Source organism: Nocardia sp. MDA0666 (assembly GCF_003023875.1).
Lineage (GTDB): Bacteria > Actinomycetota > Actinomycetes > Mycobacteriales > Mycobacteriaceae > Nocardia > Nocardia aobensis.
Genome location: NZ_PYHT01000001.1, coordinates 412,165 through 424,551, shown reverse-complemented (window position 1 = coordinate 424,551; position 12,387 = coordinate 412,165). Strand labels below are relative to the sequence as shown.

The window sequence follows — 12,387 nt, the reverse complement described above, 5'->3', positions numbered from 1 at the left end:
CGATCAGCCTCCGATCGCGTTGCCGATGGCGCCCAGGGCGCCGGCGGCGGCTGCGTCGTTGTCGCCGAGGATCGCGACGGTGCCGAATGCGGACTGCCCCAAGTGATTACATTTGGCCGACAGGTCGTTGACATCGCTGCAATGCAGGACCTGCGCCGCGGCGAACATCGCCAGGTAGTCGGCGCCGATGAGCCCGAAAACGGGCGTCATCGCAGCTATGTGCGTCGCGGTGTCCATATCGGCCGCGCCGGCGATTTCGGTTCCGATGCTCTGATGTGTCGCCCCGAACGCGCTGATCGCGCTCTGGTCGGCGGTGAGATCGCTCATCGAACTTGCCCCCCAATCATCGTGGTCAACTCAGTCGTCAACGTCGAACAAGCCTCGGCGACCGGGCGTCGACCGGAGGCTGGGCTGGGCTCAATATAACCGACCCGGCCGACGCGATTCGAGTCCGAAAAACTAGAACTTGTTGCAAATTAGAACGGGTTCTATATTCTCGTCGCATGAAGGTCGCAGTCACCGGCGCAGCCGGCTTCCTTGGCACGAATCTGCTTCACCAACTGGTGGAGCGCGGTCACGAAGTGACCGCCATCGACCGGGTTCGGCCCTCCGGCGCAACGGATCCGAGTGTGACCTGGGTGAGCGGCGACGTACTGGACCCGGCGTCGATGCGTTCGGCTCTGGCCGGAGCGGAGGTGGTCTACCACCTGGTCGCCGTGATCACCCTCGCGCATCGCAACGACCTGGCCTGGCGGGTGAACACCGAAGGTGTGCGCGTGGTGGCCGAAGCCGCGCTGGCGGTCGGCGCCCGGCGCATGGTGCACGCCAGTTCGATCCACGCCTTCAACCAGTACAGCTGCGGCGGCCGCATCGACGAGAACGCGCCGCGCTCCGTCGATCCGGCGTTGCCCGTGTACGACCGCTCCAAATTCCAGGGCGAGGTCGAATTGCGTGCGGTCGTCGACCGCGGGCTGGACGCCGTGATCTGCAATCCGACCGGCGTCTACGGCCCGGTCGACCACTCCGACTCCCGGATCAACACGACGCTGTGGGATGCCGCGCGCGGGCGGGTGCCGGTGATGATCGGCGGCGGATTCGATCTGGTCGACGTGCGTGATGTCGCCACCGGCCTGATTCTCGCCGGCGAGCGCGGGCGCACCGGCGAGAACTATCTGCTTTCCGGGGCGATGGTGACGATGCTCGAGGTCACCCAGCTCGCCGCCCAGGTCAACGGGAAGCGGGGCCCGCGCTTCGCCATTCCGGCCAAGGTGATCTCCGGGGCGCTGCCGGTGCTGGAACCGATCGGGAAGATGCTGGGCAGCGACCGGGTCTCGCGGGCGGCGATGGGAGCGCTGCTGTCGGCACCCGAGATCGACGGGACCAAGGCGCGGACCGAACTCGGCTACCTGCCCCGGCCGACCGAAGAAACCGTGCGTGACCTGGTGGCGTTCTACAAGGGCGAGTCGGTGCGCACGGTCGCGAGCAGTATGGCCTGACGGTTCTTCCGGGACGGCGCCGCGGCAGGAACGGGGTGCGTGCGCGGCGCGGTCCTTGACATCGAATCGAACGGGTGTTCGACTGAACGGGTGCGATGGCAGAACCAGAACCCGGCAGCCGACGACGGCGCGCTCCCAGGGCTGGAGCGTGCCGGATTCGTTCGCAGCGTGCAGACGCCGGACTTCGAGGGCGTCACCTTCCACGAAGTGCTGTGCAAGAGTGCGCTGAACAAGGTGCCGCAGCGCTCGGCGGTGCCGTTCGAATGGACGATCAATCCGATGCGCGGCTGTTCACACGCCTGCAGGTACTGCTTCGCCCGTCCCACTCACGAATATCTGGACCTGGACGCCGGGCGTGATTTCGACACCCAGATCGTGGTCAAGACGAACGTGGTCGCGGTGCTGCGCCAGGAATTGCGCCGCCGTTCGTGGCGGCGCGACCCGGTCGCGCTGGGCACCAACACCGATCCCTATCAGCGGGCCGAGGGGCGTTACCGCCTGATGCCGGGGATAATCGCCGCCCTCACCGACGCGGAGACACCGTTCTCCATCCTCACCAAGGGCACGCTGCTGCGGCGGGACCTGCCGCTGCTGGTGGAATCGGCCCGGGTGGTCCCGGTGAGCCTGGCGGTGTCGATCGCGACGGTCGACGAGGACCTGCATCGCGCGGTCGAGCCGGGTACGCCCGGCCCCCGGGCGCGGCTGGAACTGGTGCGGTCGCTGGCCGAGGCCGGATTCGACGTGAATGTGATGGTGGCTCCCGTCATCCCGTATCTCACCGACGACGTCGACCATCTGGACCGATTGTTCGGCGCGATCGCGGCGTCCGGCGCGGCGCGGGCCACCGTGCTGCCCATGCATCTGCGCGGAAGTACCCGGGGCTGGTTCCTGGAATGGCTGGCCGAACATCACCCGGCGCTGCTGCGGCGATACCGGCAGTTGTACGGTCGTGGGGCGTACGTCACACCGGAGTACTCTGCGTGGTTACGGCAGCGAGTGGATCCGCTGCTGGCCCGGTATCGGCTCGATCGGCACCGGGACCTACCGGCGGGCCGGGCCGCGGGCCCCTCCGAACCGGACGGTGACGTGCAGGCAATACGGTCCGACCCGCAGTTGGCGTTGTTCGGTTGATCGCTCCGCCGGATACCGGCGGACCCACCGGCCCCTGGGGGCCCGGTCGCTCGCGGCCGAAATTCGTTGTACCGCATGCTCGCCGGGTTGTTCGTTCCACGAATTCTCCGGCGAGCCGCGGAGTAACTTGGCGTGTGGTACCTCATCCCTACGAGGAAGTGATGCAGGCGCATGGTGTCGAATCAGGGCGTTGACGGCCCCACCGGCAGCGAAAAATTGGAGAAGGTCGTCATCCGCTTCGCCGGTGATTCCGGCGACGGTATGCAGCTGACCGGAGACCGATTCACCCACGAGGCGGCCGCCTTCGGCAACGACCTCGCCACCCAGCCGAATTTTCCGGCCGAGATCCGCGCACCCCAGGGCACACTCCCCGGGGTGTCGTCGTTCCAGATCCAGATCGCCGACTACGACATCCTCACCGCCGGCGATCAGCCCGACGTGCTGGTGGCCATGAATCCGGCCGCGCTCAAGGCGAACATCGACGATCTCGCACGAGGCGCGACGGTCATCGTCAATACCGACGAATTCACCAAACGCACCCTCGCGAAGGTCGGCTACGAACGAGATCCGCTGACCGACGACAGTCTCGGTGACTTCGTGGTGCATCGGGTGCCGATGACGTCGCTGACACTGACCGCCACCGAACCGGCCGGGGTCGGCAAGAAGGACGGCCAGCGCGCGAAGAACATGTTCGCCCTGGGGCTGCTGTCGTGGATGTACGGCCGCCCGCTCGGCGGTACCGAGGCCTTCATGCGCGAGAAGTTCGCCGCCACACCGGAAATCGGCGAGGCGAACGTGCTGGCGTTCCGGGCCGGCTGGAACTACGGCGAAACGACCGAAACCTTCGCCACCACCTACGAAGTCGCGCCCGCCGCGCTGCCGCCGGGCACCTACCGGCAGATCACCGGCAATACCGCCCTCGCCTACGGCGTGATCGCGGCCGGGCAACTGTCCGGGCTGCCGGTGTTCCTCGGCACCTATCCGATCACGCCGGCCTCCGACATCCTGCACGAACTGAGCAAGCACAAGAACTTCGGCGTCACCACCTTCCAGGCCGAGGACGAGATCGCGGGAATCGGTGCGGCACTGGGTGCTTCGATCGGTGGCGCGCTCGGCGTGACCAGTACCTCGGGTCCCGGGCTGGCGCTGAAAAGCGAGACCATCGGCTTGGCGGTGATGACGGAACTGCCGTTGGTGATCATCGACGTCCAGCGCGGCGGCCCCTCCACCGGCCTGCCCACCAAGACCGAACAGGCCGATCTGCTCCAGGCGCTGTACGGGCGCAACGGCGAATCGCCCGTCGCCGTGGTGGCGCCGCGCTCGCCGGCGGACTGTTTCGCGGCCGCGGTGGAGGCGGCGCGCATCGCGCTCACCTACCGCACCCCGGTACTGCTGCTGTCCGACGGTGCCATCGCCAACGGCTCCGAGCCGTGGTCGATTCCACGGGTCAGCGACCTCGAGCCGATCGACCCGGCATTCGAACCACCGGCAGAAGAGGACGCCGCGGACGGGCACCCGTTCCAGCCCTACGCGCGCGACCCGGAAACCCTGGCCAGGCCACTGGCCAGGCCAGGAACCGGCGGCCGCGCTCACCGGATCGGCGGCCTGGAGAAGGCCGACGGCAGCGGCAACATCTCCTACGATCCGGCCAATCACGAACTGATGGTCCGCCTGCGTCAGGCGAAGATCGACGGCATCGCGGTGCCAGACCTCGAGGTCGACGACCCCGACGGCACCGCCGAGCTGCTGCTGATCGGCTGGGGCAGTTCCTACGGCCCGATCGGCGAGGCGTGCCGGCGGGCGCGCCGCCGCGGCGTACCGGTCGCGCAAGCGCATCTGCGCAACCTCAACCCGCTGCCCGCGAACACCGGCGAGGTGTTGCGCCGCTATCGCCGGGTGGTCGCGCCGGAGATGAACGGCGGCCAGCTGGCGTTACTGCTGCGCGGCAAATATCTGGTCGACGTGCAGCCGTGGACGAAGGTGGCCGGGACCGCCTTCTCCGCACAGGAGCTGGTCGGCGTGATCGACGCGGCACTGGACGGATCGATCGGCGAGCTGGAACAGAACAAGGCCTTCGATGCCCGGGCCCGGGCGACCTATCGCACGACAGGGGGATACCGATGACCATCATCGACACCTCGCTCATCGGCGCCGATCTCGGCCTGTCCGGCGTCTCCGGAGTACCCGGCGCGGACGGGCCGCAGAAGGTCAAGGACTTCACCTCCGATCAGGAGGTGCGCTGGTGCCCCGGATGTGGTGACTACGTCATTCTCGCGACCGTGCGCGGTTTCCTCGCCGAGCTGGGCCTGCGGCGGGAAAACCTGATGTTCGTCTCCGGCATCGGATGTTCCAGCCGGTTCCCGTACTACCTGGACGCCTACGGCATCCACTCCATTCACGGCCGTGCCCCTGCGATTGCCACCGGACTCGCGGTGACCAGGCCGGATCTGTCGGTCTGGGTCGTCACCGGCGACGGTGACGCCCTCTCGATCGGCGGCAATCACCTGATCCACGCGCTGCGCCGCAACGTGAACATGACGATCCTGCTGTTCAACAACCGGATCTACGGCCTGACCAAGGGCCAGTACTCACCGACCTCCGAGCCGGGGAAGGTGACCAAGTCGACGCCGCTCGGCTCGATCGACCACCCGTTCAACACGTTGTCGGTGGCGCTGGGAGCCGAGGCGAGTTTCGCCGCGCGCGCCCTCGACTCCGACCGCGCCGGCCTCACCGAGGTGCTGCGCGCCGCGGCCGAGCACCGCGGCACCTCGTTCGTGGAGATCCTGCAGGATTGCCCGATCTTCAACGACGGCTCCTTCGACGCGCTGCGCCGCGACAACGCCGAATCCCACCTGATCCGCTTGCGGCACGGGGCACCGATCCGCTTCGGCGCGGACGGCGAATTCGCCGTGGTGCGCAACGGTTTCGGGCTCGAGGTGGTCGCTGCGTCGGAGGTCGCCGAGAGTGAGATCGTGGTGCACGACGCGCAGTGCGAACGGTCCGAATACGCCTATGCGCTCTCGCGGTTGACCTCTCAGGATCTGACTCACGTCCCGATCGGCATCTTCCGCGACGTCACCCGTCCCACCTACGACGACGGGGTCCGGGCGCAGACCGCGGTGGCGGTCGAACGCGCACCGGTCGGACCGCAGTCGCTGCAAGACCTGCTCACCGGCCGCGAGACCTGGACCGTCGGCTGATCGAAGGGGCCGGCGGCCCGCAACGATTGCGCCCCTGAGCTTTTCGGCGCCCCGATCGCGAGGACGCGATCGGAACCGTAGGGGTCGGAATCAGCGGTCGGCGACGAACGCGTCGACCAACTTCTTGCACAGGTCCGCGAAGCGGGTGCGGTCCGCTTTCTGGGCGTCGGTGAGTCCGTCGGTGCCGCCGGGGGAGTACACCACCAGGTGCACGTCCTGGTCGGGTGTGGCGCCCAGGAAATCGAGCAGGGTGGACCCGCCGCTGCCGTCCTTGGGCATGCCCAGATCCGCGGCGGCCAGTTTTTTCGCCTCCTCGGCGGCGGCATGGACCGCGTCGAGGGAGACGTGTCCGTTGCGCTGCTGCGGCGCCTTGTCGGCGGGACGGTCCGGATCGGCGGCATCGGGGCTGTTCACCGCATGCCCGTCCGAATAGACGAGCAGCGTCGGCGCCGGCGTCACCCCGGCGTGCTCCCCGCCCGGAATCGTGGTCAGCGCCACCGACAGTCCGGCCGTGGGTTCGTCGGCCACGGCCGTCATCGCGCCGCCGGCAACCGTCAGTGCCGCGGCGCAGACCGCCACCACCGCCCGCACACCCGGCAAACCCCGTCTGACGCCACGGAATTCGCGCGTACCCATCACTGCTGCCCTCCATCCGTCTCGGTCTCGCCGACCATTGTCAACCGCACCGCTACCGACATCCGGCCGACCTGCCCTACGCCGCGCGGACGCCGACCTCCGGACGCACTGTCTCACAAACAAGATTCTTCGCCGGTGCGTGGGCCCGCGCTCAGCGCAGCGTCGGCGGGTTGTTCAGCTCCGATGCCGAGAACGTGGCACATTCCGAGACCTAGCTGGTACGGCGCCCACATGTATCGAGCCTCGGAAACACTATGGGAATATGCAGGTGGACGCTCGTCAACCGGATGGGTTTGACGGGCGTCCACCTGATGTAATTCCGCTAGCCCGAATGATCGGAATTCGGCGGTCGTTGACGTTCTTTCTTGTCGTATACGCTCTTTGTCGCGAATGGCGCCATGGCCCGTGATGCCAGTAGTTGACCCAAAGTTCGACGGTAAGATGACAGGACGATTGTGCTGGCGAGCAGGGCGGCCGAGGCTGTTGTCGCCAATGGCGAGATGCTCATGCCGAACGGATGAAATGAATCGTGAGCCATCGACATGAGAGAATTGCCACTATCATGGCCGGGGGGATTGGGGTCGCCGTACGGCGGATCCTGCGGGCAGCCATCCGGATAGTGCCCGTTTACGCTGACGCGGCACGGGTCGATGTCATGGCCGTCATTGAATGTCACGAGTCCCCCTGTAGTCGATGTGAATGCGACAGTGTAACAGCTTAGGTCTCCGCGCCCAGTGTCGCAAGCCCTGTCGCGAGCTGAACTGTATTGAATATGTTGGAGACCAACGGGTTTCGTCGCTGGCTCGATAGTTCACCGAAGCGTCGGTGGGTTGTCGAGATCCGAAGCGGAGAAGGTGTCACAGGCCCGAATCTGGCCGGTGCGATATCCGGAGAGAAACCACTTCTGGCGTTCGGCGGAAGAGCCGTGTGTCCAACCTTCGGGATTGACGCGTCCCGTCGCGGCTTTCTGGATCCGGTCGTCTCCTACTGCTTGCGCGGCCGACAGCGCATCACGAATATCGTTATCGCTCAGTGTCTCGACGAAGGGTGCTCCGCCGGAGGGGTCGGGTTGCTTATCGGCATAGTAGGCCCACATTCCCGCGTAGCAGTCTGCCTGCAGTTCGAGTCGAACGGAACCTGATTGCGGTCCCTTCGGATCATGCTGAGCTCGTCCGGAATCGCCGAGGAGATTTTGAATGTGGTGACCGAACTCGTGCGCCACGACATACTCCTGTGCAAGCGGCCCACCACTCGCGCCGAACTTGTCCACCAACTCTTGAAAGAAGCCGGTGTCGAAGTATGCTGTCCGGTCGGCAGGACAATAGAACGGTCCGACGGCGCTTGTAGCGTTGCCGCACCCAGTAGAGATCGAGCCGGTGAACAGTTTGACTTGTGGCTTCCGGTAGGATTTGCCGGTTTGCTTCGGGAGTTGCGCGGTCCACACAGTGTCGAGGCTCTGCTTGGTGGCAATCACCCGACACTGAGGGAGTCTGGGATTGTTGGCGTCAGCGCCGGTCTTGCACATCGAAAAGTCGATGGTGCCTCCAGCCCGGTTATTGCCGTCAGTGAGGCTGTTGAATATTTTGCCGGCCTCCCCGCTGCCGCCGAATACCAATGCGAGGACCAGCAGGATGAGTCCTCCTCCGCCGCCGATGACCATCTTGGGACCCATTCCGCCTGATGAAACCCCGCTCGTGTCGAGTTCCATACCTTCGTTGAAGGTCATCGTTGCTGCTCCTGTGGATCGAGTGGGCTGCTCGGCGCTCGGTCAGCCGAAACAACCTCTACAGCTTGGCATGAGCGTGCGCGGCTCGGGAGACGAGTGGCGTCGTGTCCACCGAGTGACACCGGGAGTCGGATATCGGTTTCCGTCCGGACGACGCGCCTCACTACCATGGGGGCGCACCAGGTCATCCCGTGCCCGGTGCACCGTGTCGTCGAAAGGATTCCCGTGCTGCGCACCCACTTGGCTGGTTCGCTGCGAAGCGAGCACGCCGGTCTGACCGTCACCCTCACCGGCTGGGTGGCCCGGCGGCGAGACCACGGTGGCGTGATCTTCATCGATCTGCGCGATGCGTCGGGGGTCGCGCAGGTGGTCTTCCGCGAGGGTGTGCCGGCCGAACAGGCCCACAAGCTGCGTGCGGAGTACTGCGTGCAGGTCACCGGTGTGGTCGAGGGACGTCCGGACGGCAGCGAGAACCCGAACCTGCCCACGGGTGCGATCGAGGTCAATGTCACCGAACTCGTGGTGCTCAACGAGGCCGCGCCGCTGCCGTTCCAGCTCGACGAGCAGCCCGGCGAAGAGGCGCGCCTGAAGTATCGCTACCTCGATCTGCGCCGCGAGGGCCCCGCACACGCCATCCGGCTGCGGTCGAAGGTCAACGCCGCGGCCCGCGAGGTGCTGGCTCAGCACGCGTTCGTCGAGGTCGAGACCCCGACGATGACGCGGTCCACCCCGGAGGGCGCGCGTGACTTCCTGGTGCCCGCCCGGCTGCAGCCCGGCAAGTTCTACGCCCTGCCGCAGAGCCCGCAGCTGTTCAAGCAGTTGCTGATGGTCTCGGGGGTGGAGCGGTACTACCAGATCGCACGCTGCTACCGCGACGAGGATTTCCGCGCCGACCGCCAGCCCGAATTCACCCAGCTCGACCTGGAGATGAGCTTCGTGACGCAGGAGGATGTGATCCTGCTGGCCGAGGACATCCTGGTCGCGCTGTGGAAGCTGGTCGGCCACGAGATCCCCACGCCGATTCCGCACATGACCTACGCGGAGGCGATGCGCCGCTACGGCAGCGACAAGCCGGATCTGCGCTTCGGCATCGAGATCACCGAATGCGCCGAGTACTTCAAGGACACCTCCTTCCGGGTCTTCCAGGCGCCGTATGTCGGCGCGGTCGTGATGCCGGGCGGAGCGAGCCAGGCGCGGCGCCAGCTCGACGCCTGGCAGGAATGGGCCAAGCAGCGCGGGGCGAAGGGCCTGGCCTACATCCTGGTCGGTGAGGACGGCACCCTCGGCGGCCCGGTCGCCAAGAACCTCTCCGACGCCGAACGCGAGGGCCTGGCCAAACACGTCGGCGCGGCGCCGGGCGACTGCATCTTCTTCGGCGCCGGAGAGGCGAAGTCGAGCCGGGCGCTGCTGGGCGCGGCGCGTGGCGAGATCGCGCGCAAGTGCGGCCTGATCGACGAGGACGCCTGGGCGTTCGTGTGGATCGTGGACGCCCCGATGTTCGAGCCCACCGCCGACGCCACCGCGAGCGGCGATGTGGCACTCGGACATTCGGCCTGGACCGCGGTGCACCACGCGTTCACCTCGCCGAAGCCGGAATCCATCGACACCTTCGACACCGACCCGGGCGCGGCGCTGGCCTACGCCTACGACATCGTCTGCAACGGCAACGAGATCGGCGGCGGCAGTATCCGCATCCATCGCCGCGACGTGCAGGAGCGGGTGTTCAAGGTCATGGGCATCAGCCACGACGAGGCGCAGGAGAAGTTCGGATTCCTGTTGGACGCCTTCGCCTTCGGCGCGCCGCCGCACGGCGGAATCGCCTTCGGCTGGGATCGCATCACCGCGCTGCTTGCCGGTGTGGATTCGATTCGCGAGGTCATCGCGTTCCCGAAGTCCGGTGGCGGCGTGGACCCGCTGACCGAGGCGCCGGCGCCCATCACCGCGCAGCAGCGCAAGGAAGCCGGCCTCGACGTGGTGCTCGACGAGCACGGCAAGCCGAAGGCCTGATCCGGAACCGGATGTGCCGCCGCGGTTGTGGGCGGTCGCGGCCGCGCACCGGTTAGTCTGCAGATCGTCCGGCGCCACCCGGTGCCGGACGATCGTGCCGACGACAGGGGACTGGGGTGCTGCACCTGCGGGCGGTCTGCCCACCGGAGTCGACCGACGCCGCGGTGACCGCGCTGCGGGCCGAACCCGGCGCCACGCTCATCACCGTGCAGCGCGGCGCCTCGGTCGAGCCGCCCGGTGATCTCGTCCAGGCCGATATCGCTCGCGAATCGGCCAACGATGTGCTGGCCGGTCTGCGTGGGCTGGGCATCGGCGACTACGGCGGCATCATGCTCTCGCCGGTGGAAACGGTGCTGTCGGCCCCGGCCGACCGCGCGGTCGAGGCGGCGCCGGGTGATCCGTCGGATGCGATCGTCTGGGAGGAACTGCTCGCCCAGACCCACGAGGAATCGACGCTCAACCCCACCTTCCTGGCCTTCATCACGATCGCGTGCCTGCTCGCCGTCGTCGGCGTGGCCACCGATTCGCCGGTGACGGTCGTCGGCGCCATGGTGGTCGGACCCGAGTTCGGGCCGCTGGCCGCCGTCGCGGTCGCGGTGGTGCGCCGGGACTTCCGCCTGGCCCGCCGCTCGATCCTGGCCCTGCTGATCGGCTTTCCGGTGGCGATGGGGATCGCGACGCTGGCGTCGCTGGTGTGGGAACAGTTCGGCTGGATCACCGTCGACCGCATCCACGCCATCCGCAACGTGGACTTCATCTACGAGGTGGGCCCGTTCTCGCTGGTGGTCGCGCTGTTGGCGGGTGCGGCGGGGATGATGTCGCTGGTGACCGCGAAATCGGCGGCGCTGGTCGGCGTGTTCATCTCGGTGACGACGATTCCGGCGGCCGGTTTCGCCGCCGTCGCCGCCACCGTCGGCGAATGGCACAAGGCATTCGAGTCGATCGGCCAGCTGGGCGTGAACATGGTCGGCATCGTCGTGGCGGGCATCATCGTGCTGCAGTTGCGTCCCCATCACGGGCATGCGCTCGGCCCGCCACGTCCGAAGCAACGGAACATCTTGTCGCGCTGGTGGTTCGGCGACGAATGAGACCGCTCAGGCGATCAGGCCGCCGGTGAGCATCCGGTAGGAGTAGGTGACCGCGATGACGGTGAGCGGTCCCACCACCAGCAGTCCGATGCCGCACAGCGCCGTGGCGACGATCGTCAGCGCGGCGACTGTCAGGGCCAGCAGCAGTGTCGGCACGAAATTCGAGACCACCAGCTGCACACTGGATTTGATCGCGCTGAACGGATCGAGATCCTGGTCGATGACGTAGTGCAGCGAGAACATGCACAGATAGCCCACGACGAGTGCCGGCACGATGCACAACACCGCGCCGACGCAGGCCGCCACGAAGACGAGCAGAGCGGTGATCAGCACGTTGCCGGCGTTGACGAAGCTGAAGAACGACGCGAAATCCGGTGGCGTGCCGTCGGTTTCGTACAGGGCGCCGCGGATCATCGCCGCCTGCAGCAGCCAGACCACGACGGCGGCGAGCAACCCGATCAGCACCACCGGCATCAGCGAATTCACCTGCGTGACGTTCACCACGACCGTCACCATCAGGTAGGCGACGAATCCGACGAGCGTGATCGCGATCCACGGAATCGGATTGGCGCGGAAGCGATCCCACGCGAAGCTGAGCGCCCGGCCGACATTGAGCGTCGGCGCAGCGGCGTATCCCGGCGGCGCGCCGTACCCGGGCGCGCCCTGCGGCGGCATGCCGTTATCCGGTGCGCCCCAGGTCGGATCGGCGGGCGGCGGATAGGCGCCCGGCGGGACGCTACCGGGCGGGCCGTAGGTGGGGCCGGGCTGCCCGTGCGCTCCGGGCGGTGCCACCGGGGGCACCCCACCCGGGGTGACCTGGGGCGGCTCGCCCGGGGTGCCGCCGTACTGTGGGTTGCCGTACTGCGGTGCGCCGGAGCCCTCGAACTGCGGATATCCCGCGGCTCCGGCCATGTCGGGCCGGCCCGGCGTTGCGGGATGTTCGCCTGGCCCGGCGCCGGGTCGTGCGGGACCGGTGGGATGCTGCCCGGGCCGGCTCTCCGGTCGCCGTTCACCGCCTTCGCCGGTGTCGCGGGGTGCGGACTGCGGGGAGTCGGTCATCGTCGGACCTTTCGAATCACCTGGGTTCTGGTGCGGCACACTGC

General features: G+C 67.3%; 11 protein-coding genes. 6 read left to right on the top strand and 5 right to left on the bottom strand.

Annotated features, from left to right (window positions below; genetic code table 11):
- Positions 1 to 3: 3 nt before the first annotated feature.
- The gene (locus C8258_RS02030) at positions 4 to 327 is read right to left on the bottom strand and encodes a type VII secretion target (RefSeq protein ID WP_106953594.1); all 324 of its coding nucleotides are present in this window, start codon (positions 325 to 327) and stop codon (positions 4 to 6) included.
- Between the two features lie 176 nt (positions 328 to 503).
- Here C8258_RS02030 and C8258_RS02025 point away from each other — a divergent pair, with 176 nt between their 5' ends.
- The 4 genes from C8258_RS02025 (at position 504) to C8258_RS02010 (ending at position 5,827) form a co-directional block, all read left to right on the top strand.
- On the top strand, positions 504 to 1,496 hold the full coding sequence (locus C8258_RS02025) for an NAD-dependent epimerase/dehydratase family protein (RefSeq protein ID WP_106953593.1): 993 nt from the start codon (positions 504 to 506) through the stop codon (positions 1,494 to 1,496).
- A 90-nt stretch (positions 1,497 to 1,586) separates the two neighbouring features.
- Positions 1,587 to 2,627 (top strand): Rv2578c family radical SAM protein, encoded by a 1,041-nt coding sequence (locus C8258_RS02020; protein WP_106953592.1) that lies wholly within the window; start codon positions 1,587 to 1,589, stop codon positions 2,625 to 2,627.
- 171 nt (positions 2,628 to 2,798) lie between these two features.
- On the top strand, positions 2,799 to 4,751 hold the full coding sequence (locus tag C8258_RS02015; protein ID WP_106953591.1) for a 2-oxoacid:acceptor oxidoreductase subunit alpha: 1,953 nt from the start codon (positions 2,799 to 2,801) through the stop codon (positions 4,749 to 4,751).
- On the top strand, positions 4,748 to 5,827 hold the full coding sequence (locus tag C8258_RS02010; protein ID WP_106953590.1) for a 2-oxoacid:ferredoxin oxidoreductase subunit beta: 1,080 nt from the start codon (positions 4,748 to 4,750) through the stop codon (positions 5,825 to 5,827). Before C8258_RS02015 ends, C8258_RS02010 begins: the two co-directional genes overlap by 4 nt.
- A gap of 90 nt (positions 5,828 to 5,917) precedes the next feature.
- On the opposite strand, the gene C8258_RS02005 is transcribed toward C8258_RS02010, so the two are convergent.
- From C8258_RS02005 to C8258_RS02000, 3 genes are all read right to left on the bottom strand, one after another.
- Entirely contained in the window at positions 5,918 to 6,463 is a 546-nt protein-coding gene (locus C8258_RS02005) for a hypothetical protein (protein ID WP_106953589.1), read from the bottom strand.
- A gap of 322 nt (positions 6,464 to 6,785) precedes the next feature.
- Positions 6,786 to 7,139, bottom strand: a complete 354-nt coding sequence (locus tag C8258_RS32155) for a hypothetical protein (RefSeq protein ID WP_146161132.1) — start codon at positions 7,137 to 7,139, stop codon at positions 6,786 to 6,788.
- A 135-nt stretch (positions 7,140 to 7,274) separates the two neighbouring features.
- Complete coding sequence (locus C8258_RS02000; RefSeq protein WP_106953588.1) at positions 7,275 to 8,189, bottom strand: neutral zinc metallopeptidase; 915 nt, start codon at positions 8,187 to 8,189, stop codon at positions 7,275 to 7,277.
- A 225-nt stretch (positions 8,190 to 8,414) separates the two neighbouring features.
- Between C8258_RS02000 and aspS the strand changes: the two genes are divergently transcribed.
- Positions 8,415 to 10,196, top strand: a complete 1,782-nt coding sequence (gene aspS, locus C8258_RS01995; protein ID WP_106954003.1) for an aspartate--tRNA ligase — start codon at positions 8,415 to 8,417, stop codon at positions 10,194 to 10,196.
- Positions 10,197 to 10,312: 116 nt separating this feature from the next.
- Positions 10,313 to 11,284 carry a DUF389 domain-containing protein gene (locus C8258_RS01990; RefSeq protein WP_106953587.1) on the top strand — a complete coding sequence of 324 codons (972 nt, stop codon included), beginning with the start codon at positions 10,313 to 10,315 and terminating at the stop codon, positions 11,282 to 11,284.
- Between the two features lie 6 nt (positions 11,285 to 11,290).
- Here C8258_RS01990 and C8258_RS01985 read toward each other — a convergent pair whose 3' ends face one another.
- Entirely contained in the window at positions 11,291 to 12,343 is a 1,053-nt protein-coding gene (locus C8258_RS01985; protein ID WP_106953586.1) for a hypothetical protein, read from the bottom strand.
- Between the last annotated feature and the right edge of the window lie 44 nt (positions 12,344 to 12,387).